This window comes from Sphingobacterium sp. UBA2480, from assembly GCF_002341965.1.
Lineage (GTDB): Bacteria > Bacteroidota > Bacteroidia > Sphingobacteriales > Sphingobacteriaceae > Sphingobacterium > Sphingobacterium multivorum.
Window position 1 is genome coordinate 15534 of sequence record NZ_DDPA01000009.1, and the last position, 26473, is coordinate 42006.

The window sequence follows — 26473 nt, forward strand, 5'->3', positions numbered from 1 at the left end:
TCTGTTGAGGACTATATTTGACCTTTGCCGGATTTGTCTGAAATGAATCGATCATAAACGACCTTTTTTACCGTTTTTGAAGTTATTCTAAGCCGCAATATTTCATTTAATCAATCTGTTAACTTCTATTACAAAAAAAAGATACTTTTATTTTGTACCGATGAAATTCCTGTTATTAAATCATTAAAATGTCTTGTAAAACGGTATGAGTTAGTTAATTGGAAATTAATATTAGTAGGGAATTTTCGGTACGGAGAATATTGGGAGGTCGGAGGACTGGGGGAAGAGCAATAAAAAAGGTATCCAATTTTATTGAATACCTTTCCTTATGTTAAAGATTATTTTTCTTTTTCTATTTGGCAGTCGCTGCTGCTCTATCGATGTGGAATTGTACTAAATCGTCGATAGGGGAGCGCAAGATCTTGCCTACTTTCATTCCATATTGCTCAGCTTTTTCTGCTAATACATTTCTGAAATTGTAACCAACCGAACCGATACAGTTGAAAGTATAGCTTTGATAATTAGGGTATTTGCTGACAAGATTTCTGAAAAATGCTTCAAAAGCTTCATCAACAATATTGCGTGTGTATTCGATATTTACATTGTTGTCATAGACAAATTTGCTAAAGCTTGCACAGAAACGATTTGGCATTGGTTTGGTATAAACCGCGTCCATAATTTCGTCCTTTGTCATTTTATACGTGTTATAAAATACTTCTTTAACATCTTTAGGCATCAAATTACGAACATAATCTGCCAGTAATTTTTTACCAATATAACTACCAGAACCTTCATCACCTAAAATGTAAGCACCTGAGTCGATGTTTAATGTGATTTCTTTACCATCGTATAGACAAGAATTTGTTCCTGTTCCTAAGATCGCAGCAAATCCGGCTTGAGTTCCTAATAATGCTCTTGCTGCTGCAAGAAGATCGTGTCCTACTTCAACTTCAGCTGTAGTAAATACTTGTTTTAAAGCATCAACAACAATTTGTGCTTTTTCCTTGTTATGAACACCTGCACCATAATAGTTTACCTCTGAGATTTTTTCAAAAGGTAAATCTTGCGGTAGTCCTTTTTTTAGGGAGTTTACAATGTATTCACTATCAACAAAATAAGGGTTGTACCCTTCCGTATTGAAGTAGATTTTTTTATTCGAATCGTCTAACAAACACCAGTTTGTTTTTGTTGATCCCCCGTCAGCAATGATTATCATTATTGAGTAGTTTTAATTGTGTTTATCGTTATAAAATGAGTAATCAATTCATTAATCAATTCCCCGAAAATACATTTTTTAATTTTAAATATCATAATTTATCCGCTTATTTTTCAAAAAATAAATTTTTGTACTTTGGTGACTATATAAAAAAACTGGCTTAACGGTGTTGTTAAGCCAGTTTTTGAGCTGTGTAATAAAATTGTTTAAATAGTGTACTATTTACAATTAGTGAGGGGTGTTAATGGCCTCCTTCAGCCTCTATTTCATCAATATTGATTCCTTGTTTTGTTAATATTCCCTTAACAAATATCGCAAAGAAAACAACATAACAGAATCCGATTAATGGTAGAATATACGAGTTATGGATACCGATAATATCCGCTAATTTTCCTTGTATCGGAGGAAGAACACCACCACCAAGAATCATCATCACAAGAAATGCCGAACCTTGAGCGGTATATTTTCCTAAACCTACAATGGACAAACTGAAAATTGAGGACCACATAATTGAACATGCAAGACCGCCTGATAAGAAAGCATAGATTGCAATAGTACCCGATGAGAATAGGCCAATTAACATCGCAATGATTCCAAATAATCCAAAAATAATCAATGTACGAGCAGGTTTTTCTTTACTTAGGTAGAATGCTACAATTTGAAGAATAATACATATGACGTAATAATACAGATGTGACATCTCAAATCCTGCAAGCGTATTGACGCCGATGATAATGGAGAATGCAATCAGAGGAACGATAATCAATAATCCATTTTTAGTTGATTTACTCAAGTTAAATGCTGTAATAGCACCAGCCCAACGACCGATCATCATACTTCCCCAATACATGGATACATAAGGTGTAATTTGAGAGGATTGCAAATGACCAAATTCCTTCAATGTTAATAATTCGCCGAGGTTACTACCGATTGCGACTTCGATACCGACATAGATAAAAAGCGCGAGCATACCCAAAGCCAATTGTGGATATTTCATCGCACCCCAACCTTCTGGATTTTTTTGCGCGCTCTTATTGGAGAACAATAAACCACCGATCACAACGACCAATGCTCCTGCCAACCATAACATGCGTTGCATTTCGAGTGGTTTGGCAACTTCTTTAATGTGCAGTTTGAGTTGATCGATCTGAACCTGATCTGTTAAACTTGAAACCTGTTTGTGTAACTGCTCTACCTGCAAGGCTAAGTCGCTCTTATAGCTTAAAAACACTGGCGTGAACATACCAAAAAGGAGGATGGTCATAATGATCAAGGTACGTAAAGCTTTATTCGCTTTTTCCATTGGCTCATCACTAATTCCAGCAGGAACTTTTTTACTGAAATTAAATAATGCTGCAGCCAACAGGAACAATAGACCAACACCTATATAAAGATAAACAACCTTGTTTAGCGGAAGGTTGGCGATCTCGGAGTCAGAAATAGGCTCAAAAGTTCCGAATAAGGAAAACCCGATAACAAGAGGGCCTATTGTTGTACCAAATGAGTTGATACCACCGCCTAGGTTCACACGGGAAGCACCCGTTTTTGGATCGCCCAATAAAACGGCAAATGGATTTGCTGCAGTCTGTTGTAATGAAAAACCAAGGGCTACAACGAATAGTCCCAACAACATACCAACATATAAGTTTACTTCGACAGCAACAATCATGGCTGCGGCACCCAAGGCCGAGAAAAGTAAACCGTAAACTATACTCTTTTTATATCCCCATTTTCCAACCAGGTCCTTTCCCCCGATTGAACTGAATATAAATAGTAACAATGCACCAATATAATAGGCTGTATAAAAAGCAAAGTCTATTAACTGGGATTGAAACTGGTCTAAATGAAAGTAATTTTTGCAGAACGGTATAAAAACACTGTTCCCTGCCGCAATGAACCCCCAAAAGAAAAACACAATAATCAATGTGTAGAGTGCGGGGTAATTGGTTTTAGTTTGTTGCTGTTCCATATAAGGGATCTAAAAACTTAAATTTTGAAAGGTACGAACTTATGAAAAAAAATATAAAATTCAATCTAAAAATGTTGTTAAATCGTTTTACTAGCTACAATAGTAAATATTTTTTTTGAAATATTTTGAAATAACAAAATTTGTTTTTTTCTTTGTCTAGGTTCTCAATATTTAATCCACTTCGGGTTTAAAAGAAATCATTAAGTTCTTCATCTCACTTAATCATGGAAACTTGTTTAAGTGTGTAATCAGAATTCAGAAAAAAGCTCAAAAAAAAATCCAAAAATCATACACAACACATTAATGGATATTAACGAATTAAACGCTAAACTCGTATCGGAATTGCGCGAGATTGCTAAGTTGATCGGTATCGCAGATGCTGATAAATTGCGTAAACAAGAATTAATCGAAAGAATTAGCAATACTGGTGGGGAAGAGGAAGCAGCACCAGCGCCAGCTGAAAAAGCAGCTAAAGTAGAGGAAGATAATCAGGAACATGCTGAGCGTACACGTAAACGTGTGCGGACCGTAAAAACTGCGGAACCTGTCACGGTAAGAAAACGTGAAGTTTCTGAGCATGACGAAGCCCCGGTTGCAACCGAAGATACACCAGCAGCAGATAAAGGCCCCCAACCTGAAAAAGCAACACAAACTCCTAAAGCAGAAAACACTTCTTCAAGTACAGATTTCGATAATGTGATCGTTAATGAGGGTGTATTGGAGATCATGCCTGATGGTTATGGCTTCTTACGTTCATCAGATTATAACTATCTGACTTCTCCTGATGATATTTATGTATCACAATCTCAGATCAAATTATTTGGTTTGAAAACGGGAGATACGGTACGTGGTTGTATCCGTCCGCCTAAAGAGGGTGAAAAATACTTCCCTCTGGTACGGGTTGAGGCTATCAATGGACAAAATCCGGCTGAGGTACGCGATCGTGTGCCATTTGATTATTTGACACCATTATTCCCTGATGAGCGTTTAAATTTAGATATGGGTGTTGGAAATTACTCTACACGTATCATGGATTTATTTACGCCTATAGGTAAAGGTCAACGTGGATTAATCGTTGCTCAACCGAAAACGGGTAAAACAAACTTGTTGAAAGAGGTTGCAAATGCTATTGCAAAAAATCACCCAGAAGTTTATTTGATTATCTTATTAATCGATGAGCGCCCTGAGGAGGTTACTGATATGGCGAGAAGTGTACGCGCGGAAGTTGTTTCTTCGACATTTGATGAGCCGGCTGACCGTCACGTTAAAATTGCAAACATCGTGCTTGAGAAAGCTAAACGTATGGTAGAATGTGGACATGATGTCGTTATCTTGTTAGACTCGATTACAAGATTGGCACGTGCCTATAACACAGTGGCGCCTGCGTCAGGTAAAATTTTGTCAGGTGGTGTGGATGCGAATGCTTTACACAAACCAAAACGTTTCTTTGGTGCTGCCCGGAATATTGAAAATGGTGGTTCATTGACGATCTTAGCAACAGCATTGACAGATACAGGTTCTAAAATGGACGAAGTTATCTTTGAGGAATTCAAAGGTACAGGTAATATGGAATTACAGTTGGATCGTAAGTTGGCAAACAAACGAATTTTCCCTGCGATCGATATCACCGCATCGAGTACACGTCGTGATGATCTATTGACTGACAAAGAAACATTACAACGTATTTGGGTACTTCGTAACCACTTATCGGATATGAATTCTACAGAGGCCATGGAATTTTTACAAGGTCAATTGCGTGGAACTAAATCAAATGAAGAATTTTTGATCAGTATGAATGGGTAATCCCATCAAATTTTGATATTTTAGCCATCATTTTTAATCAAATGATGGCTTTTTTTATAAAATAGATCCTGTACATGAAAAAACATATCCCAAATCTGCTGACTTGTCTAAATTTATTTAGTGGCTGTATCGCTGTATTGATGGCATTGCAAGGCAATATTCAAGTTGTCACTATTTGCGTATTTGCTTCCGGGATATTCGATTTTTTTGACGGAATGGTAGCGAGACTACTTCATGTTAAATCGCCAATAGGAAAGGAGCTGGATTCGTTGGCTGATATGGTCAGTTTTGGTTTTTTACCTGGGACAATCATGTTTACCTTGTTGACAAAGGTATTTCCTGATGGTTCTCTGTTACCTTATTTAGGGTTTATCATTACTGTTTTCTCGGCTTTACGTTTAGCAAAGTTCAACCTGGATGAGCGCCAAACTTCGGATTTCATTGGTTTGAATACGCCAATGAATACATTTTATGTGCTTTCTCTACCTTATATCGCAGACAAATACCCACAATTGGTTTTAAATCCGATTGTATTAATCGGTAGTGTTCTTTTAACCAGTTATCTTTTGGTAAGTGAAATTAGGTTGTTTTCGATGAAATTTAGTTCGATGGATTGGAAAACGAATAAATTTCGCTTCATATTTTTGATCCTGACGCTGATCTTGTTTATTGTTGGTCAATTTATGGCTTTACCGATTATTTTAATTTTATATTTCCTATTATCAGCATTGCATTTTAATAAAAAAAACGATCTGGTTTAGATCGTTTTTTCATATTGTTCCAATTCAAATAGAAGCTCTTTCATTTCAATATCGATAACACCAAAAGTGGCCCGAAGGCTGTCAAGAGATGCTTCGTTCTTTGAATTGGTCTCTAATTCCTCAAATTTTTCTTTTAGATGAAAGGCACCGATATAGTCCATAGTCGGCTTGATATGATGTGCAGCATCGCCAATCTTTTGAAGATCTCCCTCAGCCACTGCTTCGCGGAGCTTGTCGAAATCGACAGGTGTTTGAATAAGATACATGGATACAAATTGTTTGATTAAGTCTTGGTTGTCAAACATGTTTTGGTTGATCAGTTCAATATCGATATGGTTCATCGTCGCTAATTTTCTTTACAGGTAAGTCGTCTTTGCATTTATTCAATAAATATACGTTATTTTTTTTGTAAACGGGATGGATATAGGCTGGTGCTATTTCCACTAAAGGCTCCAGTGTAAACCTGCGATCAGCAATAAAAGGGTGTGGAATCTGCAACGATGGCAGATCGATAATTTCCTGGTTAAAGTAGAGTATATCAATATCAATGACTCTTTCACCCCATTTTTTTATACGGATACGTCCTAATTCCTGTTCGATGTGTTGTGTCAGGTTTAAGCATGCTAAAGGCTGTAACCGGGATGCCACTAAAACGACCTGATTTAAAAAGGGCGGTTGGTCTTCAACTCCCCAGGCCGCTGTTTCATAGATCGAAGAAGCTTCAATAATTGCTCCAACATGTGTTTCAAGTTGTTTTCTCGCTAGATCAAGCTGTTGAAAACGATCCCCAAGGTTAGTGCCCAATAGTATATAAATCTGATTCATGATGCTAAATTAAGATTTTGTGAAACTTAGTTGTTTGAATTTCGGCTATTTTTTGGATTTAGTATATTAATGGTCTATGGATATGTAAATTTCTTTCAGGCTATGAGCCTTAATTTCGCGAATAAAATGTGGGGTAGATGAAATAAAAGACTGGGTGAATAAAAAATATTGCATTACCTTTAGTGAAAATAAGTCTTTTCACAGGAAGATCGATTATGGATCGGATTTAATTACAAAATATGAAATCATTTTTTAAGTACGTACTGGCAACAATTACGGGGATTGTGATCTCTTTTGTTGTGTTGTTTATTGTTTTGATGGGGATTATTGGGGCCATCATCAGCTCGGCATCCTCGGATCAGGAGATTGTTGTTAAAAGCAACTCGGTTTTATACCTATCCTTTGATTATGATATTTCAGAGAGAAGCGAAGCGAATCCTTTGGGTAGTCTCAATCTTCCAGGTTATTCCACTAAAAATATTGGTCTAGACGATATTTTGGCGAGGATCAAGTATGCGGCGACGGATGGGAATATTAAAGGGATCTATTTAGATGCTAGTCATATCGGAGTTGGCTTTGCAAGTTTAAAGGAAGTGAGAGACGAACTTTTGGCTTTTAAGAAAACCGGGAAATTTGTTGTTGCTTATAATGCGGGGTATGACCAAAAGGCCTATTATGTAGCGAGCACCGCCGATAAGGTGTACGTTAATCCGCAAGGGACGATTGATTTTAAAGGTTTGGCAAGTTCTACGATGTTCTATAAAGACCTTTTGGACAAGGTTGGGGTGGAGATGCAAATTGTGAAGGTAGGTACATTTAAAAGTGCTGTTGAGCCTTTCTTTTTAAATAAAATGAGTGATCCCAATCGCTTGCAGGTAACATCATATTTGGGAAGTATATACAGTACCTTTATTAATGAAATAGCAGCGAGCAGAAATATTGCTGCCGATTCATTACGGGCTATTGCGAATGACTATCGTGTCCGGGATGCGGACGACGCGGTAAAATATAAGCTTGCAGATGCCAAGTTGTATAAAGACGAACTTTTATCGGATTTGAGAAAACGTTTGAAAATTTCGGAAAAGGATGAGATATCGTTTGTTTCCCTGTTGGATTATAATAAAAAGTTAAAAGATGATGCGAGCGGATCTGAAGTCGCGGTTCTTTATGCTGCCGGAGAAATTGTTGATGGTGAAGGAACAGGACCAGGTCAAATCGGTGGTGATAAATTCTCCCGCGAACTACGAGAATTAAGAGAAGATGATGCTGTTAAAGCTGTTGTTTTGCGTGTGAATTCACCAGGTGGATCTGCTTTAGCGTCCGATATTATTTGGCGGGAGGTTATTTTGACCAAGAAAGTGAAACCCGTAATCGTGTCGATGGGAGATTTAGCTGCATCAGGTGGGTATTATATCTCGGCGGCAGCAGATTCGATATTTGCTGAACCAACTACAATTACAGGATCTATTGGTGTATTTGGTGTGATTCCTAATTTCCAAAATCTGATGAACAATAAAATTGGAGTGCATTATGATGGTGTAAAGACGGGTAAGTTTGCTGATTTGATGACTTCTTTCGATCGGCCGTTGACAGCAGAAGAAAGGGATATCATCCAGCGGGAAGTGGATAAAGTATATGGTACATTTACTAAAGTTGTTGCAGACGGCCGTAAATTATCCATTGCTGATGTAGATAGTATTGGGCAGGGAAGAGTTTGGACCGGTGCGCAAGGTGTGAATAATAAATTGGTTGACCGTCTCGGAAACTTGGATGCCGCTATTCAGGCTGCCGCAAAAAAGGCCAATCTGAGTAAATATAAAGTGTCCCAATATCCGGAGAAAGAAGATCCTTTTACCTCGATATTAAATAATTCAAAAGAAAAAGTCCAAGTTTGGATTGCAAAAGAGCAAATGGGCGAATATTATCGTTATTTTGATGTCGTGAGAAAAGCTACAGCACAGACGGGGGTGCAGGCGAGAATGCCTTATAGCGTTGAGATTCACTAGTAATTGATTCGTAAAGGAAGTCCAATCGTGGTATGGTTGTAGGTGATTATAATTTATAACGATGCCGGTAATTCTTACGTTGCGTGCGGAGAAGTTCGATCCAATGTACGGATTGCCATGAATAAATAATTATTTCTAATGAAAGCAAATGCTTTTTTTTATATTTAGCTGTTCGTTTGACAAAACGACCTAATCCCAAATCAATAAAGTTACAGAATGAAAACAGTAGACGATTTAAATTTTGCAGGTAAAAAAGCCTTGGTACGTGTGGATTTCAACGTGCCTTTGGATGAAAATTTCAATATTACGGATGATAATCGTATCCAGGGAGCGGCTCCAACAATAAAGAAGATCTTGAACGATGGTGGAAGCGTGATATTGATGTCCCATTTAGGAAGGCCAAAAGATGGTCCTACTGATAAGTATTCATTAAAACATATTGTTGCTCATCTTTCACAGGTTTTAGGTACTGATGTTCAGTTTGCCAATGATTGTATCGGTACAGAGGCCGTAGAAAAAGCGGCAGCTTTACAAGCTGGTCAGGTTTTATTGCTAGAAAACCTACGCTTCTATAAAGAAGAAGAAAAGGGAGATGTTGAATTTGCTGAGAAGTTGTCAAAATTAGGTGATATCTATGTGAACGATGCTTTCGGTACAGCCCACAGAGCTCATGCTTCGACAGCAATTGTTGCGCAATTTTTTCCAGGAGCTAAATATAGCGGTTACTTGATGGCTGCAGAAGTCGGAAATGCAGAAAAAGTATTAAACAATCCGGTTAGACCATTTACGGCTATCATGGGTGGAGCAAAAGTTTCTGATAAAATTCAGTTAATTGAGGCCTTATTGGATAAAGTTGACAACCTTTTAATTGGTGGAGGTATGGCTTATACGTTCATCAAAGCTAGAGGGGGTGAAATTGGTCAATCATTGGTTGAAATCGATAAACTTGATTTAGCGAATGAGTTGGTGAAAAAAGCGAAGGAAAAAGGTGTAAACTTGGTTATTCCTACGGATGCTCAGATTGCAGATGCATTTTCCAACGATGCCAATGTATATGATGGACCAAATGATCAAATTCCTGCAGATTTGCAAGGTCTGGATATTGGTCAGGAGTCTGCAGCAAATTTCGCAGCGATCATCAAAAATTCTAAAACAGTTCTTTGGAACGGTCCAATGGGTGTTTTTGAATTTGATACCTTTGCAAAGGGTACCAAAGCTGTAGCTGATGCTGTTGTGGAAGCAACGAAGAATGGGGCATTCTCTTTAATAGGAGGTGGTGATTCTGCTGCTGCGGTAAGTAAATTTGGTATGACTGAAGATGTAAGTTACGTCAGTACAGGTGGTGGTGCGCTTTTGGAATACATGGAAGGAAAAGTTCTTCCAGGGGTGAAGGCACTTGAAGATTAATATAAATCAAATCTTTAGAAAGGGACAACATAGGTTGTCCCTTTTTTATTAAAAAAGATCGATGTTTTGTACGAAACTATGGATGTAATGTCAGATTAAATCAATTATCTGTTAAATGTTTGTGTAGCACTGGTGAGTTTTTATTGTATTTGCTAAATTTATCATGACATGGTTATATATGCAGATATTGATGGATGCTAATAAGAGTAAAGAAAAAGATAGTTCTGGTTTTTTTTCGGTACTGACGTATAATGTAGCGGGGTTGCCCGGGATTATTTCCTCTGCGATTACAGGAAGAAGCAGAAGTATTGCTGAAATTGGAAAGAAGATCAATCCTTTTGACATTGTTAATGTACAGGAGGATTTCAATTATAATAGAAGTCTATATTGGGGCGGTAATTCACATCCATATCGCACAAGAACCAAGGGACGTGTTCCCTTTGGTGATGGTCTCAATACCCTGTCTCATTTTCCGATGACCGATGTTGTCCGTGTGCCCTGGAAGAAACGTACAGGAGCCGATTTTCTGACACCAAAGGGCTTCACCTTAGTTCAGATAGAAATCGTTCCTGAAGTCTGGTTGGATGTTTATAATGTTCATGCAAATGCACAAAATAGCAGGAAAGCTTCAAGTGCACGCCGGGATAATCTCAATCAGCTACGTGATTATATTGGAGAGCATTCGAGTGGTAAGCCACTTATTGTAATGGGTGATTTTAATGCACATTATAGTTTTTGTGATGATAACCTGCATGATTTTATGGATTCCACAACATTGGTTGATAGCTGGGTTGAGCTCGAAAATGGAGGCTTAGTGCCTGAGGTGCGACATGAGTTTAAGCCGCCACATATGTTGTCTATCAGCAATCAGAGCGAATCTATCGATAAGATCCTCTATCGGAGCAGTAGTCACCTCAGTCTTGCTGCCCGGGATTATAAAATAGAGAATAATCTATTCACCAATGTCAAAGGATTGCCCTTATCGGATCATTATGCCTTGGCACTGAATTTTAACTGGGCGGTTCATCCTTAAGCAGTTTATCCTTAATAGGTGTAGTTTAAACTGAAAGTTGGAACTACACGTTGTGTTGTCGTGTTGTCATTGATATAGGTACCCTTAACGACAAATTCGAAATCTGGAAGTGGGTATCTGAAAGCATTGAAATCAAGCGACAGATAGGCTCCAAAGCTTTTTGGTGAGATCTCCCTGTGTTTGTGTATATTTTGATAATCGGCAAATATTCCTCCTTTTACACGTTTAATATAGGCTAAAGATCCTAATCCAAGGTCGGGATAAGCTATAGGGAAACGATAGTTGACCAACACCGTGTTTTTTATTTTTTCATATTTGTAGTAGCTAAATCCACTCACAAGAGGGATATCGTTGATGTATTGATAAATTCCTGATCCTGTTTGGGCGCTCAATCTAATTTGAAAACCGTGATTGCTCATAAATCCAGGTAGATAGAATACTGTTCTTGCTGATAAAATTTCACCTTTTGCATTGTTTTCAAAAGGCGTATGTCGGTAGGTGATACTAAAATTTTGTCCCCATCTTGGGTAGAGGTCCATATTGGCCATTCGAGCATTTCGATTGAGGTAAAGCTGATAGGTCAAGGGAAATGCAGTCTCATAATTAAAGTTCTTGACGTCTGTGCGGTTAAGGTCATAGCGCCGTAGATAGGCTGTCGCCAGGTTGAATCCAGTGGAGTAGACGTAGTCTCTTTTGTAAAAGGAGAGTGGGATGGAGATCTGTGAAGATATATAATGCTCGCGCCAATCGAAACGGATGCTACTGTCAGGTTTGTTAGGGATGCTTGCTGCTGCAATTTGCCCTCTGTTTTCATAGCGTAGCGAGAATTTTGGAAAGTACTTGTTGTAGGTAAGTTCTGCCGAGTATACTCCTTTTCGAATGTCGGTGTCATATTCATACCCCAGAGCAATTTGTGTGGTGTTTAAGATGTTGTTTGATAACCAGAAGACTCCGGGTTTAAAATTCTCGAAGCTTTCAAAATTGCTGCTACTTAGCGAAAGACTATGAAAATTGAACGTTCTGCCCAGTCCACGATAGGGTACAATTTGGTAGTGCTGACTAGTATCTACGGAGACTGCAGCGATATTTTTTACGCTGTCTCTGGTCAATGCGGTGGCGTAATAATGCGAAAAGTAATCCGTTTCTGGGTCGATATCAAATGCGGTATCGATAGATGTCTGGGCGATCTTGTAGCCGTTGTACTGGTAGTCGTTGAAGAATAATTGCCTTGTATCGTTATCGTAAAAAGGGTTGAACGCGCCAAATTGTGCCTTTGTCAAAAGCTGTTTCTTCCCAGATAGGAGGTCGATGCTGTAAATATTATCGATACCGTTGAAGTTAGCTTTTGTGATGATTTTCATACCCGAAAGGTATTGCGGTCTTTCATATTGCTGGTTGTCCCAAGGTGTTAGGTTGGTGATTTTGTCATTTTTCAGATCGATTTCACACAGTGCGGTTCCGGATTCGGATAATCGTATTGCTATTATTTTATCGCCTTTGGGGTTGAAAGCAGGGTGTTGCAGCTGTTCGGAATTGCCTATTTTTATCCGTTTGATGATGCTATTGTTTTTAAGGCTTATGAGCGTTAGATAGCTGTCGTTGGATAAATCTACCTCAACGCAGGCAATGGTTTCGTCTAATGGGCTTAAAATGGGTGAATAATATCTCGTCTGTTTGCTGAGCTGGCTAATTTTCCCTGTTTTGAGATCCATGACATTGATAACGCTGTATGTTCTTTTGTTGAAACGCGGATCTTTATGGAGCTCGTCCCATACGATGTAATTGCTGTTTACGTCAAAATGTGGTGTTAACTGTATGCCAGTTTTAGCGAGCCTATTTTCTGTTTTTGTTGCCACATCATACGTGTAAATTGCGTTGGTCTTTTGTGGGTTCTGCTTAATGAAATAGATCAGACCGTTCTTGTGTTTTGGTAATAAATTGCTGTTGTAATAGCTGTCGTTTTTCTTGTCTATTTCTTTGTATTTCTGGTATTGATAGTCGCTTGTTTTCTTATTCCATATGGTCTCTAAATTTGCTATTGTTTTATTGTATAAGTAGGCACTATTTCCTCCAATTTTTTTCTTTAAAACACGATTGATATTATAGGGATATAATGGTTTTTTGTTCAGCTCCGAAAAGAGGTCGGCTTCATAATTCGAAGGTAATTCCGACTTTAAAGTGGAGGTCATCAGATAGCCGATTGTATAGTAACTCGGGACTATATCTTTATAGGACCCCAATAAATATTTATTAAAACTATAGCTGTGATTCGATTGAAAGTTCGCTTTGATGGGCATTTCAAAAGCGGGTAATCTTCCTCGCCCTCCCTCCGAATATATGGTTTCTGTAAGGGTTGCATCGCCTTCAAAATACCAGGAAGGAACGGTCAGTCCGTAGTAGGCAAGGGCTAATTGTTCAAAAAATGGCGCGCGTAGTTTGCCTGTCAATTTGTCAAATTGACTTACGTGTCTTGACTCGTGAAGGATCAAATTGGGTAGCCAGGTCTGGTTGTCGGGTTCTGCGCCTGCGGTGCTGTACAGTTCAGATTTACGTGGAGACAGCTGTACAAAACCATTCGTTTGTAGATTCGTGTTATGGATAATGAATGGAATTTTCCGCGGTGTTATTTTGTAATTTCTAGCAGTTGTACGCAGCGATCGGTTAACCTGGTCAGCTAGGGTAGGGGCCTTGCTCTTCATCTCCTCAGGGAAAATTAGTTGAAAATTCTTGGTTTCAATTTTATACCATTTTTGGCTTAAGGGCGCTTGGCTGTCTTCAAAAAATTGAGCAGAACTTTTTTGTGAATATATTATTAATGATAATAATGATAATATGTTGATAATTATGTTTTTATGTTTCATTAATTTTTGTATATCGAGTGTTTGCTATTTTTTTTAGTTTTATTGTTCCTGTTTATATGAACTTTAACTTCTGTTTCAAATTTATTTATATTTGAATAATAGGCTTTTATGATTTTTATGATTTACTTCTTTTTACTATTTTTTTTCTGTAAAACAACCTGATGATATTGGGCTGTTCTGAAAAAAAGCACTATATTGAACAGGTTAAAGTATACGACGAATATACTTAAATAATTAGCGATTCTAAGACTGCGTCGAGAAAATTTGTCTGTTTTTTTTTGTGGAAAAATCAGACGACTATGGGGTGTTGCTTTCGGGAGTATGCTGGCGAGTTAGGTGTGGCCTGATTCATTTTATTGGATAAAAAAAATGGATCGGTAATTAGACGATAAATTTCATCGTCTTTCTTTTGTAGAGACCTGTTGAAGTTGTTGGCGAGAATGGTTTCCCTTAGTTTTTTACTAATGACAAAATGTCTTGTTTTTGAATTGGGCATTGAACGTTACGCGGGGTATTTATCCCAATTACTGCGACAGGCTGCAGGTTTTTATTATTTATTTTTTTATGCAGAATTTACTTTAAAAAAGCGATTTTTGTAACATATAAACTTTGTTTAGATGTAGGATTTTTAAATTGATAGGAGATATGGAAGAACTGGAAATGCAGGTGAATCAAATAGAGCAATTGATAGCAGGTGGAGATCTTGTTGGGCTGGAAGAATTTTTGAATGAATTAAATATTTCAGAAGTTGAGGAGCTGATTGATGAGTTGCCCGAACATGGTTCACTATTTATTGAATCGTTAAATTTGAATCGCGCAGTTAACGTTTTTCGTATTCTGGATTTCCCTACTCAAAACAGGATTTTTAAGAAGCTTTCTAAAGCAAAAATTAGCGCACTAATTAACGAGTTACCTCCCGATGATCGGACTTCTTTTTTTTCAGAAATGAAGGACGATATTAAGCATTTAATTTTACTGTTGCCACCCAAAGATCGTGTTGAAGCATTGGCTTTGCTGGGCTATCCGGAAGACAGCGTTGGGCGCCTAATGACACCTGATTATATTACCGTAAAAGAACATTGGAGTATTGAACGGATATTGGGGCATATTAGGCGTTATGGAAGAGATTCGGAAACGATAGATGTATTGTATGTGATTGATGGAAATGGTAAGCTGGTTGATGATATTCGGATTAAAGATGTGCTGATGGCGGAGCCAGATAGAGTCGTTGGAGATTTGATCGATCATCGGCTGATCTCGCTGAATGCTTACGATCCCCAGGAGGAAGCGATCAACATCTTCCGGATGAATAATCGCGTGGCCTTGCCTGTTGTCGACGAACAGGGGGTTATGTTGGGGATTGTGACTGTCGATGATATTCTTTGGGTAGCAAACGAGGAGTACACGGAAGATATGCAACGTATCGGAGGAACGGAGGCGTTGGATGAACCTTATCTGGATGTGTCGATTAAGAACTTGGTGAAGAAGAGAGCTGGATGGCTTATTGTGCTTTTTCTGGGACAACTTTTGACCGCTACGGTTATTGAGCATTTCGAGGAGCAAATGGCAAGTGCGATTATGTTGTTTGCACTGATGCCTGTTATTATATCCAGTGGTGGGAATAGCGGTTCGCAAGCCTCAACATTAATTATTCAAGCGATGGCCCTGGGGGAAGTTACCTTGGGTGACTGGTGGCGTGTGATGCGAAGAGAGATTCTGTCGGGTTTACTGCTGGGACTTATTTTGGGGGCTTTGGGCTTTATAAGGATTATGGCATGGCAATCTTTTGCGCATAGCTATGGTCAGTATTGGGTGTTGGTTGCATTAGTTATCTCTTTGTCCTTGGTTGGTGTGGTCCTTTGGGGGTCGTTGATGGGGTCTATGTTGCCTTTTGTGATGAAACGACTTGGGGCCGACCCTGCGAGTTCTTCAGCGCCCTTTGTGTCGACATTAGTCGATGTAACAGGTTTGCTGATTTATTTTAGTGTGGCAACGCTAATTTTGAAAGGTGTGTTGCTTTAATCGTACGCAATTGCCGATACTGGTCGTTCATCCGCTGATGGCGATTGAAGCTAAAAGAAGGATAATGTTGGTTTAAGTGCTGAAAAGGGGATTTTGTGGAGCTGTTTGAAAAAATAAAAATAAATTATTCTAATTGGAATTTAGGAAGTTGTAAAAAATGTGCTCAAAAAATTTGTAGTATTCTAATAATCTTCCGATACTTGCATCACGGAAACGCAATAGGGTCTCCGGAAAAATTGAAAAACACTCCTGAATAGCTCAGCAGGTTAGAGCATCTGACTGTTAATCAGAGGGTCGCTGGTTCGAGCCCAGCTTCAGGAGCAATTTAATAACTTACATAACCGGAGTTTTTAAAATATTCAATTTTTCATTCCTGAATAGCTCAGCCGGTTAGAGCATCTGACTGTTAATCAGAGGGTCGCTGGTTCGAGCCCAGCTTCAGGAGCAACAATGCAAATATTTTATTTGCAAATGATATTAAAATGTACTACTTTTGTACACTCTATGAGAAAGGAATTTCTCGAAAAATAAATTCCTGAATAGCTCAGCAGGTTAGAGCATCTGACTGTTAATCAGAGGGTCGCTGGTTCGAGCCCAGCTTCAGGAGCAATATTGAAACCGGCTTTATGCCGGTTTTTTTGTTTACCATGCTTATTAAAAAACTATGAGTTTAGTAATTATTGGTACGGTGGCTTTCGATACAATAGAAACACCGTTCGGTAAAACTGACAAAATTCTAGGTGGTGCCGGTACATTTGCGAGTCTAGCGGCGTCATATCTATGTGATCAAATTAAATTGGTCAGTGTTGTTGGAGAGGATTTTGGAAATGATAATCTCGATCTTATCAGGAGCCGTGGTATAGATGTTACGGGTGTTCAGGTGATTACTGGTGGGCAAACTTTTTCTTGGTCTGGCAGATATCATAACGATATGAATAGCCGTGATACCTTGGCGACAGACTTAAATGTATTGGCTGATTTTGATCCTATTATTCCTGAAAGTTACCAGGATTGCGAGTATCTTCTCTTGGGCAATCTTACGCCTCAAATACAATTGACTACGTTGGAGCGCTTGGCACACAAGCCTAAGTTGGTTGTTCTGGATACCATGAACTACTGGATGAATGTTGCCATGGATGACTTAAGAAAAGTGCTTCTCAAGGTTGATGTTTTAGCCATCAATGATTCAGAGGCAAGGCAACTTTCTGGAGAGTATTCGCTGGTTAAAGCTGCAAAAGTCATTTTAGCAATGGGACCTAAATATTTAATTATCAAAAAAGGTGAACACGGTGCGCTTCTTTTTGGAGAGAATCAGATTTTTTCTGCTCCGGCGCTACCATTAGCAGATGTTTTTGATCCAACTGGTGCGGGAGATTCCTTTGCTGGAGGTTTTATTGGCTATCTTGCCAAAGTAAAAAGTATCAACTTTACAAACATGAAGAACGCATTGATTTTTGGTTCTGCGCTAGCTTCATTCTGTGTAGAGAAATTTGGAACAGATCGGTTGGTTGATCTTACCGAAGAGGACATACAAAAGCGTTTGAATGCTTTTGTTGCCCTATCTCAGTTTAATTTATAATCATTGATCTTTCAGTTTTCCGACGATCTGAAATTTTGAAAATACAGATGCTGAATGAGGGGCTTCTTGGAGCTCCTCAGTTAGATCTTGTCCGGCCCAATGTTCGTAGTGCATTCCGTTTTTCCACAGTCTACTTTCTCCGACATCATAGATAAGTCCGCGATAAGCAACCCAGATCTGTGGTTTGTCCTGACCATTACGTAAAGCCAGTTGGCTTTTGCTGTATTCCGATAATTCTTCTGCCATTCGTCATTGTAAAAAGGCGAAGATAGAAAAACTAAGCTACTTTATAGGCCGATAGTGATCTCTTCATTAATTTTCTAGCGACATGTATTCTTGTTTTTACCGTTCCGATGGGGATATTTAAATGTTCCGATATCTCGTGGTATTTAAAACCTTCGAAGTACAATGAAAAAGGGATGTAATATTCTTCGGAAAGACTAGATAAAGCTTCATGGATGTCTTCCATGACAAATTTGCTTTCGCCCTGATTTGAGGAAGCGGATAATAGGAGGTTAGCGTTAGAAATATCCTCGTCTTTCGTAATGAAAGAGTTGGTTTTCACAATACGTCTATAGTTGTTAATAAACGTATTTTTCATGATGGTGTAAAGCCATCCTTTCAAATTGGTTCCTTCTTTGAAATTTTTAAAATAGGTTACAGCTTTCAGGATTGTGTCCTGAACGAGATCGTTGGCATCTTCGTAATCACTGGTAAAATTTCTGGCGTAGAGTTTTAATGAGTCCGATTGCTCAATAACCATGGTGTCAAATTCATTCTTTGTCATAGCTTAATGAATTATAACTGTTCTTTTTACAAAACAGTACGTTTATAAATGCGGTTCATTAAGTATGAGGCAAAAAATGCGCCAAAAATGGCAAAATTAGATTTGTTAATATAATTTTAAGATTATTTTAAGCAAAGCAAACGTGTGCGTAAGCTAACTTTAAGTAAATAAAATTAGCTCAAAGTGATGTTTAGCTAAAGTGAAGCCTGTTTTTCTTTTGCTTTCAGATTTAAAAAGAGTAAAAATACTTTTTTTAAATCTTTACAGTAAATTAACTTCACGCTCTAGATTGATGCCAAATTTGTTGGCTACATCACTTATAATTTGTTCCGATAGATTGTAAATTTCCTGTCCTGTAGCGTTTTGTCTATTTATTAGTACAAGTGCCTGATTTTTCCATACACCTGCTTGTCCATATTCTTTTCCTTTCCAACCACATTGTTCTATTAACCATCCAGCAGCCAATTTTGTTTCATTATTGGGCATTGGATAATGCGGTATTGTAGGGTATTCTTTCTGAAGAGGTCCAAAAGTTGATGCTGTCACTACAGGGTTTTTAAAGAAGCTACCTGCATTTCCCACTGTACTTGGGTCAGGAAGCTTTTCTACGCGGATTTTGGAGACAATGGTTGCAATGTCGGCAATGCTCGGGTTTGTTATGTTTTCTTTGGCGAGTTCGGCTTCAATTGCACCATAAGTTGTATTGATATGAGCTGTTTGACTTAGCTTATAAGTGACCTGAGTAATGATAAAACGCCCTTTGTGTGCTGTTTTAAAGATACTGTCGCGATAGGAGAAATCGCAATCTTCTTTTTTGAAGGTCGCAAAGTTACCGGTATGCGTATCGAAAGCCTGACATTCGTGAAAAACATACATCAACTCGGTACCATAGGCACCGATGTTTTGCACAGGTGAAGCACCAACAGTGCCAGGAATGAGGGCCATGTTTTCAATACCCGCGTAATTATGTTCGATACAATACCAAACGAAGTCATTCCAGATTTCTCCCGCTTGCGCTGTGACATAGACATCATCGCCATCAATTTTTGACTGTATGCCCTTGCTCGTCATACGAATAATATAGCCGTCGAATGCTTTGGTGAAAAGGACATTGCTACCTGCGCCAAGAACAAAGAAGTTCTCCTTAAAAATACCATTTTTAAAAATTTCGGTCAATGTTTCATTGTCATTCACTTCGATTAGAAAATTTGTCTTTTCTTCAATTCCAAACGTATTGAAAGCTTTTAAAGATATATTCGATTGAATGTTTAACTTCATGTTGACTTTAGTTTTCAGAAATTCAAAAAAATCAGCTATCTTTAGCATGATAATCGGTAAAGATAGTATAAACCGTTTATTTAACGATAAAAAATATAAGTTTAATGGGTAATGCAGATGTAAAAAGAATCAAAATTCTAGAAGCTGCGACAAGGCGCTTTGCACATTTTGGAATGGCTAAGACAACGATGTCGGAAATAGCCAAGGATCTCAATTTTTCAAAAGCATTGCTGTATTATTATTTTCCGGATAAGAATAGCTTATATTCTGCGGTTTTCGAATATGTCATCGACAAAATGATCGAGGACCTTGAGGATGTCATTGGAAAAGGGGGAGACTTTGAGGAGATTATGATGTACTCCATTGATATGCGTGTCAAGATCATCAATCAGTATTATAATTTATTTGAATACACCATGAAGATGGTCAAAGAGCTTCCGGACGAGCTGGAACAGGTGTTCAAAGAGTCTTATCTCCGTGAGGTAGAAATTATTGAGAAGATTCTCAAGATTGGTATCGATGCCGGCGAGATACAGGTGGAAGATATCAATGAAACTGCGCGGATTCTTTTGTATTCACTATTCGGTATGCGTATGGGCATATTAAAGGATATGAAAAACATGTTGTTCCCAACAAAAGAAGAATTCGATCATATTCTCAGTTTACAGAAGAAAATGATGAAAATCTTCTTAAATGGCTTACGTTTTCAAGTCTTCAAGTAAGTGTTGAGCGAATATGTCCGATAATCTGTTTGGCATGAATTCGTGAATTTTCAATAAACCAAAGGTGGGTATTTAAGCCACCGCAAACGACACCTGCCAAATAAATCCCAGCAATATTTGTTTCCATTGTTTCTTCATTATGGCTGGGAATGCAAGGTGCTTCTTGGGGAATATCAATTCCGATCTTTTTCAAAAAATCAAAATTTGGGCGATAGCCGGTTAAAGCCAGTACAAAATCATTATCGAGTTCGACGATACCATCTGGGGTTTGGATATGCGCAGTAGTTGGAGTAACTTCTGTTAAGTGGCTGTTATAATAGACATCGATTTCACCCGCGGCAATTCGATTTTCAATATCAGGTTTTACCCAATATTTTACCCGGCGGCTGATTTCGCTACCGCGGATTACCAAAGAAACTTGTGCTCCTTTTCGGTAGGTTTCAAGGGCGGCATCAATGGATGAATTACTGGCGCCGACAACGATCACCTTTTGGCTGCTATAATAATGTGGATCGTCGTAGTAATGCCTCACTTTGGGAAGTTCTTCGCCCGGGATATTGAGCAACATCGGTATGTCATAAAAACCCGTGGCGATGATGACTTTCTTGCTCAGGTATATGCTTTTGCTACTGCTGACCAGAAACTCCGTGTCCTCTTTCTTAATTTCCAGTACTTCTTCAAAAAGATGGGTATCCAGTGCGAACTTTTGCTGTATACGTCTGTAATATTCCAGCGCCTCCATGCGTTTTGGCTTGGGATTGGTGGTGACAAATGGAATATCACCTATTTCTAATCTTTCGGAGGAAGAGAAGAAGGTCATATTTTGGGGGTAATTATATAATGAGTTGACCAAACAGCCCTTTTCGAGAATAAGGTAGTTTAAATTTGCTTCTTTGGCTTCTAAGGCGCAAGCTAAGCCAATTGGCCCGCCGCCAACTATGATCAGGTCGTACCGTGTTGTCGTATCGCTCATGGTATAAATGTCGAGAATTTTAAAGAATAAATCAGCTTAAAGCTTTAGGCAGTTCATTTTCTGACATTGCTGTGCTTTTAGCGTGAAGATCCTGAACTATTTTATGGAGGTCCTGTGCAATTTTATTGAGAAAGTCCAGCTGTTCGCTCAATAACTGTCCATCAACTGAACTGACATCTGTATTATCAAATTGGTTGTTTGGAATTTCGATTGCCAAAGGAACAAATGCATTGACACTATCGGCAGAATGCAGCAGCTGAATGGATTGCTCCAAGGAGCTTAATATTTTTCGAATCGTCCGGACATGGTCCTTATTGATATAATTATTGTCCATTTCGTCGAGATGGTTCATCAATGTCACCGAAAAAGAAGCTAGAATATGGTTGAATATGACGAATTTGTTGACTTCCTTACTATATTTTTGACGTTTCTTGGGTTCCGTAAGCATACGTTGGAATGTCGACCCCATATTGGCTGTTTCCACGTAGACTGCCTTGCGTGTTAGTTTATAGTCGGTGATGGAAGGCGCTTGGCCTGCAATTTCTTTCAATGCCTGAAAGATGTAATTGTAGTTGGCTATCAGCAGCTTTCGCATGGATTCCTTGACTTGCATGCTTTCCCAATTTGGAAAAATAATATAACTGGATAAGAATGCAATCATGCCGCCGATAAAGGTGTCCAGTATGCGTTCTTTGGTGACGTCCAATGTATTGGCGCTGACGAAGCTCAGCATAATTAATACATAAGGGGTCATAAAAAGTACGGCAATGACATAATTGACCCGGAATAAGCTATATGCCGTCAGAAAAAAGAATACCAGTAGAACGAAAAGGATCGTTGGGTCATGAATGGTTAACAGGATGAGGGCTCCGATGAGCCCACCGATCGTTGTACCGATTAGACGCTGGATATTCCTCTCCTTTGTGAGCCCGAAGCCGGGCTTTAGGATAACCATGATAGTCAGGAGGATCCAGTATACATTATTCGTGATATTGGTGACCTCAAACACGTAATAAGTGACCGACATGACAATTGCCATGCGGCACGCATGTCGAAAGATGGTGGATTTTAGGGTAAGATTTTCGCGGAACTTTTTGAAATCAATTGCAGAACTTTGGACAAAGCGTTTTGCGTCGTCAATTTCTTTTCGTTTGACATCGTCCGGTTGTAGATGCGAGTAACCATAGATATTTTTGATTCGGCGAACCAAATCACGCAAATTGATCAACACTTTGCGTAAAGCAAAGGTGCTATACTCTTGATTTTTATCCAGCTGATCGATTTTAGTGTGAAGGCGACTGAGATCCGAATCGAAATCGTACAGTGGTTTTGGCTGTGTATTGGTATTGAGCTGATAAGCCAAATTGTCAAGCTCATTGGTATATTTTAGGATCACGTTTTTGAAATCTTCCAAGATTCCGGTAGGACCAAAGCGTTCGCTGATGGTGTTGTAATCATAGTGTGCCGCCATACTTTGCTCAAAGAGATCGACAATATCGTTGAAGACGAGGGTTAAATAACGTCCCACCTTTGTGGTGTCTTTAATTGATCGTTTACTTTGAAACAATACATCCCGTAGGTTTTCCTGATGCTGATTGACTTCAACTTGTTTGTCGATCAGTTTGAGGTAGTTTTTATCATTATCAATTTTAGCATCGTAAAAATTAGCTTTCAGCCGGATGTAATCAGCCACATAGCGAATTGTTTCGGATAGCTCCTGTTCGGCGAGCCTGTAAGGGCGTGCCTGGGTGATGGAAAGACTAATGGCGATATACCATAGACCACCTAATGTATAGAAGCCTAAATAGTTGATGGCTTCAGCAAGAGGATAGTGAATCTGCACATGGATCAACATCATCAGAATACACATAAGGCCTACGTTGGCGGCCCTGCTATTGAATACTGCAAACATGGCAAATATAAAGCAGGCTACGCCGATAAAAATCGCCAGTAGATAGACATTTTGATTAACTATATTGGTTAAAATAAAAGTTAACGTAGTCAAAATCGCACCCGCAATCATGCCTTTCCTTCTATGGCTAGGTGCTCCGGGCGTATCGGAGAGACCTACCAAGAGCGCTCCCAGGGAAACAATGGTTCCATTGGTAAATTGCCCGATAGTTGCAAAGATTAGGACAGGCACAATACATCCGATGGTAATTCGGAGTCCATCCGCAAAATATTGGCTATAGAAAAAACTTTTTATTTCTTGTGTCTGTTTCATAATGTATAGTACAAACTTAGATAAATTGCTTTTCATATTAAAAACAATTGTTCGGCTATGTTTGCCCTTTTTAGTACGGATGAAAGCGAGATAGCTGTTCCGTTCCTGTCAGATCAGGGATGGTTCATTTTGTAGCGGGGCTTAACAGGATCAGGTTCTCAAGGTCTTCGTTGCTATACTGCATTGCATTAATGTGTTAAAAATGAAAATTTACTAAAATTTGTTAGTATGTTTATAATATTTCAATTGTTTTTTTGATTAATTTATATTTTTTTATTTGTTTAGCTATAATATTGTTATATTTGGAGCCATAGGGTTATTTCAGAGACATTACAAATTTTCAAGAGTCACCTAAACTCTCTTGACCACTTTCAAAGATTTAAATATGAAGCAAAGTAAAAATGAAGCCGTCTTTCAGGACGAGGTATTGACACGCTTTGAGCTTTTCAAAAGTTTGTTTTTAACATTGCCATTTCAACGTGTTAAAGATACAGGTACTTTATTACCATTTTTTGCAAAGCAATGTGAAAAGGGTGTGGATCAGCATTTAACTCCTGATGAGATCATAAAAAGTTTCTTCGATCAGCATGAAGAATTTTCTTCGGAAGAACAACGGATTGATTTGTTGTTTCGATTTGTTCAATATATAGAGCGTCAGGTTGTTTTATTTGATGCGATCGAAGACTCATCCTTTCAGATGGTGGGCCGTGGCGATGACGAAAATGTCTTGGGGGCATTAATAAAAAATGCCGAAGGCAGCGATGATATGCGCCGTAAGATCGTGTCAAAATTGAAGGATTTTTCTGTACGTCTTGTGTTGACTGCACATCCTACGCAATTCTATCCGGGACCAGTATTGGGTATTATCAACGACCTGATCGATGCAATCAAGACCAATGATATCCATAGTATACATTTATTGCTACAGCAACTGGGTAAAACGCCTTTCATCAATAAAAATAAACCGACTCCAGTTGATGAGGCTGCGAGCTTAGCTTGGTTTTTGGAAAACGTATTTTATAAAGTAGCATCGGAAATTCAGTCTTTTATTGATGATGAATTGGACGTGGATACCGAAGAAGTCAAACAATTGATTGAACTGGGCTTTTGGCCTGGAGGTGACCGTGATGGTAATCCCAACGTAAGTGTTGATAGCACCAAGAAAGTTGCCGCATTGCTACGTACCATTTTGTTTAGATGTTACTATAGGGATTTTCGTATTGTTAGACGGCGCATCACATTTAGAGGTGTAGAGGAATATATGGAAAATCTCCAAACATTGTTCTACGAAAACAGTTTTAATCCGGTCGAACATCCAGCAGACGAAACTGATAATATTATCACAAATCTGAAAGCAATCAAAAATGTTTTGGAGGAATATCACAATGGACTTTTTGTAGAAATCGTTGATGACTTACTCCGCAAAGTGATGACTTTTGGTTGTTTCTTTACCACATTGGATATCAGACAAGACAGTCGGATATTACGTGAGGCTACCAATTATCTGATTCAGCACAATCAGGAAAAGACTGGAATGCCATTGGATTATCTGGAGCTCAGTGAAAATGATAAGCAAAAAGCATTAAAATTCAAAGAACTTGACTTAACGGTGGGAGAAGATGCAGATCCGTTGACGAAAGATACATCTGGTGTGATCAAATTGTTAAAGGAGATTCAACGTTCCGGTTCTGAGCGAGCTGCGCAACGCTTTATCATCAGCAATTGCCAACAGGCAAGTGATATTTTGGGACTGCGTCAGTTATTCTTGTGGTCTGGATGGAAGAAGGATGCTTTAACGATCGATTTTGTACCCTTGTTTGAGACCGTTGATGATTTGACGAGAGCAGCAGATGTGATGAAAACCTTGTATAGTAACAAGGAGTATAAAGCGCATTTGAAGCGTAGAGGAAACAAACAGACCATTATGTTGGGCTATTCAGATAGTACCAAAGACGGTGGATACTTGATGGCGAACTGGTCGATTTATCGTGCAAAAATCGAACTTACGGCGATATCTCGCGAGTACGATGTCGATTTGGTGTTTTTTGACGGTCGTGGTGGACCTCCGGCACGTGGCGGTGGTAAGACACAGCGTTTTTATGCATCGATGGGTAAAGAGATTGCCAACGATCATATTCAATTGACGATTCAAGGACAAACAATCAGTAGTCAGTATGGTTCTTTAGATACGGCACGATTTAATATAGAGCAATTGTTGCACGCTGGAATTATTTCAGATTTGAAACAACGCGTAGGCGATACCTTAACCAAACATCAACAGGAGATCATTGATAAGCTGGCTGAGCTGAGTCATCATAAGTTTATGGATCTACGGACGAATGAATTGTTTTTACCTTATCTGGAAACGATGTCGCCATTGAAAGCGCTATCGTCGATCAATATTTCAAGTAGACCTGTAAAACGTAACTCAGGCCGTGAATTGCGATTGGAAGATTTGCGGGCGATTAGTTTCGTAACTTCATGGAGCCAGCTGAAACAAAATATTCCTGGGTTTTATGGTGTCGGAACAGCATTGCAATGGGCTGAAAAAAATAACCTTTGGAAAGACGTGCAGCAATTGTATGTGTCATCTGGATTTTTCCAAACATTGATCGACAATTGTATGATGTCGATGACAAAGTCCAACTTTGATATTACAGCATACATGAAAGATGATCCTATTTATGGTGATTTTTGGAAAACTTTGTATGCCGAGTACCAAATAACAAAAGAATATTTGTTAAAACTAAGCGGAACCTCAAAATTGATGGAAAACTATCCTGTGGATCGTGAGTCTATTTTAGCGCGCGAGGGAATTGTATTACCGTTATTGGTTATACAGCATTTTGCGATTCGTGCATTGAATTCGGATCAGCTGACTGATGCACAACGTGAAGATTATTCGAAATTAATAGCGCGTACAATCTTTGGCGTGGTGAATGCCGGAAGAAATGTTGCGTAATTTTTCTTTCTTTTCACGGATAGGGTTTCGGAGAACATATATTTT

General features: G+C 38.7%; 19 protein-coding genes and 3 tRNA genes. 12 read left to right on the plus strand and 10 right to left on the minus strand.

Annotated elements, in window-relative coordinates:
* Positions 1–352 precede the first annotated feature (352 nt).
* Both B3600_RS20740 and B3600_RS20745 read right to left on the minus strand, forming a co-directional pair.
* Complete coding sequence (locus tag B3600_RS20740) at positions 353–1216, minus strand: N-acetylglucosamine kinase (protein WP_046671899.1); 864 nt, start codon at positions 1214–1216, stop codon at positions 353–355.
* Positions 1217–1457: 241 nt separating this feature from the next.
* Positions 1458–3185, minus strand: coding sequence for an MFS transporter (locus B3600_RS20745; protein ID WP_201639488.1), 1728 nt, complete (start codon positions 3183–3185; stop codon positions 1458–1460).
* 303 nt (positions 3186–3488) lie between these two features.
* Between B3600_RS20745 and rho the strand changes: the two genes are divergently transcribed.
* Together rho and pssA are read left to right on the plus strand one after the other, a co-directional pair.
* Positions 3489–4988, plus strand: a complete 1500-nt coding sequence (gene rho / locus B3600_RS20750) for a transcription termination factor Rho (RefSeq protein WP_201639487.1) — start codon at positions 3489–3491, stop codon at positions 4986–4988.
* Positions 4989–5062: 74 nt separating this feature from the next.
* Positions 5063–5749 carry a CDP-diacylglycerol--serine O-phosphatidyltransferase gene (gene pssA, locus B3600_RS20755; protein WP_070570444.1) on the plus strand — a complete coding sequence of 229 codons (687 nt, stop codon included), beginning with the start codon at positions 5063–5065 and terminating at the stop codon, positions 5747–5749.
* Here the strand turns inward: pssA and B3600_RS20760 are convergent.
* A complete protein-coding gene (locus B3600_RS20760) occupies positions 5746–6090 on the minus strand; it encodes an Hpt domain-containing protein (RefSeq protein ID WP_286754268.1) in 345 nt (114 codons plus the stop codon). The two genes, pssA and B3600_RS20760, sit on opposite strands and share 4 nt — an antisense overlap.
* Positions 6071–6574, minus strand: a complete 504-nt coding sequence (gene folK, locus B3600_RS20765) for a 2-amino-4-hydroxy-6-hydroxymethyldihydropteridine diphosphokinase (RefSeq protein ID WP_070570448.1) — start codon at positions 6572–6574, stop codon at positions 6071–6073. The genes B3600_RS20760 and folK overlap by 20 nt, the downstream gene beginning before the upstream one ends.
* Before the next feature lie 239 nt (positions 6575–6813).
* Here folK and sppA point away from each other — a divergent pair, with 239 nt between their 5' ends.
* From sppA to B3600_RS20780, 3 genes are all read left to right on the plus strand, one after another.
* Positions 6814–8580 (plus strand): signal peptide peptidase SppA, encoded by a 1767-nt coding sequence (gene sppA, locus B3600_RS20770; protein WP_286754269.1) that lies wholly within the window; start codon positions 6814–6816, stop codon positions 8578–8580.
* 216 nt (positions 8581–8796) lie between these two features.
* Positions 8797–9987, plus strand: coding sequence for a phosphoglycerate kinase (locus B3600_RS20775; protein WP_070570453.1), 1191 nt, complete (start codon positions 8797–8799; stop codon positions 9985–9987).
* A gap of 163 nt (positions 9988–10150) precedes the next feature.
* Positions 10151–11020 carry an endonuclease/exonuclease/phosphatase family protein gene (locus tag B3600_RS20780; RefSeq protein WP_286754270.1) on the plus strand — a complete coding sequence of 290 codons (870 nt, stop codon included), beginning with the start codon at positions 10151–10153 and terminating at the stop codon, positions 11018–11020.
* A gap of 11 nt (positions 11021–11031) precedes the next feature.
* Here B3600_RS20780 and B3600_RS20785 read toward each other — a convergent pair whose 3' ends face one another.
* Positions 11032–13719, minus strand: a complete 2688-nt coding sequence (locus B3600_RS20785; protein WP_286754271.1) for a hypothetical protein — start codon at positions 13717–13719, stop codon at positions 11032–11034.
* Positions 13720–14526: 807 nt separating this feature from the next.
* On the opposite strand from B3600_RS20785, the gene mgtE reads away from it, so the two are divergent.
* From mgtE to B3600_RS20810, 5 genes are all read left to right on the plus strand, one after another.
* Positions 14527–15903 (plus strand): magnesium transporter, encoded by a 1377-nt coding sequence (mgtE, locus tag B3600_RS20790; protein ID WP_286754272.1) that lies wholly within the window; start codon positions 14527–14529, stop codon positions 15901–15903.
* Positions 15904–16150: 247 nt separating this feature from the next.
* Positions 16151–16224 (plus strand) — tRNA-Asn (locus B3600_RS20795).
* A 50-nt stretch (positions 16225–16274) separates the two neighbouring features.
* Positions 16275–16348: transfer RNA gene (locus B3600_RS20800), tRNA-Asn, on the plus strand.
* An 88-nt stretch (positions 16349–16436) separates the two neighbouring features.
* Positions 16437–16510: transfer RNA gene (locus B3600_RS20805), tRNA-Asn, on the plus strand.
* Positions 16511–16567: 57 nt separating this feature from the next.
* Positions 16568–17482 (plus strand): PfkB family carbohydrate kinase, encoded by a 915-nt coding sequence (locus B3600_RS20810; protein WP_070570461.1) that lies wholly within the window; start codon positions 16568–16570, stop codon positions 17480–17482.
* Here the strand turns inward: B3600_RS20810 and B3600_RS20815 are convergent, their stop codons facing one another.
* From B3600_RS20815 to murB, 3 genes are all read right to left on the minus strand, one after another.
* Entirely contained in the window at positions 17483–17728 is a 246-nt protein-coding gene (locus B3600_RS20815; RefSeq protein WP_112374185.1) for a cytochrome b5 domain-containing protein, read from the minus strand.
* A gap of 31 nt (positions 17729–17759) precedes the next feature.
* Positions 17760–18269, minus strand: a complete 510-nt coding sequence (locus B3600_RS20820; RefSeq protein WP_046671910.1) for an RNA polymerase sigma factor — start codon at positions 18267–18269, stop codon at positions 17760–17762.
* 261 nt (positions 18270–18530) lie between these two features.
* The gene (gene murB, locus B3600_RS20825; protein WP_286754273.1) at positions 18531–19547 is read right to left on the minus strand and encodes a UDP-N-acetylmuramate dehydrogenase; all 1017 of its coding nucleotides are present in this window, start codon (positions 19545–19547) and stop codon (positions 18531–18533) included.
* A gap of 104 nt (positions 19548–19651) precedes the next feature.
* On the opposite strand from murB, the gene B3600_RS20830 reads away from it, so the two are divergent.
* Complete coding sequence (locus B3600_RS20830) at positions 19652–20269, plus strand: TetR/AcrR family transcriptional regulator (RefSeq protein ID WP_112374184.1); 618 nt, start codon at positions 19652–19654, stop codon at positions 20267–20269.
* On the opposite strand, the gene B3600_RS20835 is transcribed toward B3600_RS20830, so the two are convergent.
* The gene (locus B3600_RS20835; protein WP_286754274.1) at positions 20262–21242 is read right to left on the minus strand and encodes a YpdA family putative bacillithiol disulfide reductase; all 981 of its coding nucleotides are present in this window, start codon (positions 21240–21242) and stop codon (positions 20262–20264) included. The genes B3600_RS20830 and B3600_RS20835 overlap by 8 nt on opposite strands.
* Before the next feature lie 31 nt (positions 21243–21273).
* On the minus strand, positions 21274–23466 hold the full coding sequence (locus tag B3600_RS20840) for an FUSC family protein (protein ID WP_286754275.1): 2193 nt from the start codon (positions 23464–23466) through the stop codon (positions 21274–21276).
* Between the two features lie 385 nt (positions 23467–23851).
* Between B3600_RS20840 and B3600_RS20845 the strand changes: the two genes are divergently transcribed.
* On the plus strand, positions 23852–26428 hold the full coding sequence (locus B3600_RS20845) for a phosphoenolpyruvate carboxylase (protein ID WP_070570474.1): 2577 nt from the start codon (positions 23852–23854) through the stop codon (positions 26426–26428).
* The last annotated feature ends 45 nt before the right edge of the window (positions 26429–26473 follow it).

Bases quoted from the DNA above. Each gene is read 5' to 3' on its own strand.
- B3600_RS20740 (WP_046671899.1), bottom strand. From the start codon at position 1,216: ATGATAATCATTGCTGACGGGGGATCAACAAAAACAAACTGGTGTTTG.
- B3600_RS20745 (WP_201639488.1), bottom strand. From the start codon at position 3,185: ATGGAACAGCAACAAACTAAAACCAATTACCCCGCACTCTACACATTG.
- rho (WP_201639487.1), top strand. From the start codon at position 3,489: ATGGATATTAACGAATTAAACGCTAAACTCGTATCGGAATTGCGCGAG.
- pssA (WP_070570444.1), top strand. From the start codon at position 5,063: ATGAAAAAACATATCCCAAATCTGCTGACTTGTCTAAATTTATTTAGT.
- B3600_RS20760 (WP_286754268.1), bottom strand. From the start codon at position 6,090: ATGAACCATATCGATATTGAACTGATCAACCAAAACATGTTTGACAAC.
- folK (WP_070570448.1), bottom strand. From the start codon at position 6,574: ATGAATCAGATTTATATACTATTGGGCACTAACCTTGGGGATCGTTTT.
- sppA (WP_286754269.1), top strand. From the start codon at position 6,814: ATGAAATCATTTTTTAAGTACGTACTGGCAACAATTACGGGGATTGTG.
- B3600_RS20775 (WP_070570453.1), top strand. From the start codon at position 8,797: ATGAAAACAGTAGACGATTTAAATTTTGCAGGTAAAAAAGCCTTGGTA.
- B3600_RS20780 (WP_286754270.1), top strand. From the start codon at position 10,151: ATGACATGGTTATATATGCAGATATTGATGGATGCTAATAAGAGTAAA.
- B3600_RS20785 (WP_286754271.1), bottom strand. From the start codon at position 13,719: ATGAAGAGCAAGGCCCCTACCCTAGCTGACCAGGTTAACCGATCGCTG.
- mgtE (WP_286754272.1), top strand. From the start codon at position 14,527: ATGGAAGAACTGGAAATGCAGGTGAATCAAATAGAGCAATTGATAGCA.
- B3600_RS20810 (WP_070570461.1), top strand. From the start codon at position 16,568: ATGAGTTTAGTAATTATTGGTACGGTGGCTTTCGATACAATAGAAACA.
- B3600_RS20815 (WP_112374185.1), bottom strand. From the start codon at position 17,728: ATGGCAGAAGAATTATCGGAATACAGCAAAAGCCAACTGGCTTTACGT.
- B3600_RS20820 (WP_046671910.1), bottom strand. From the start codon at position 18,269: ATGACAAAGAATGAATTTGACACCATGGTTATTGAGCAATCGGACTCA.
- murB (WP_286754273.1), bottom strand. From the start codon at position 19,547: ATGAAGTTAAACATTCAATCGAATATATCTTTAAAAGCTTTCAATACG.
- B3600_RS20830 (WP_112374184.1), top strand. From the start codon at position 19,652: ATGGGTAATGCAGATGTAAAAAGAATCAAAATTCTAGAAGCTGCGACA.
- B3600_RS20835 (WP_286754274.1), bottom strand. From the start codon at position 21,242: ATGAGCGATACGACAACACGGTACGACCTGATCATAGTTGGCGGCGGG.
- B3600_RS20840 (WP_286754275.1), bottom strand. From the start codon at position 23,466: ATGAAACAGACACAAGAAATAAAAAGTTTTTTCTATAGCCAATATTTT.
- B3600_RS20845 (WP_070570474.1), top strand. From the start codon at position 23,852: ATGAAGCAAAGTAAAAATGAAGCCGTCTTTCAGGACGAGGTATTGACA.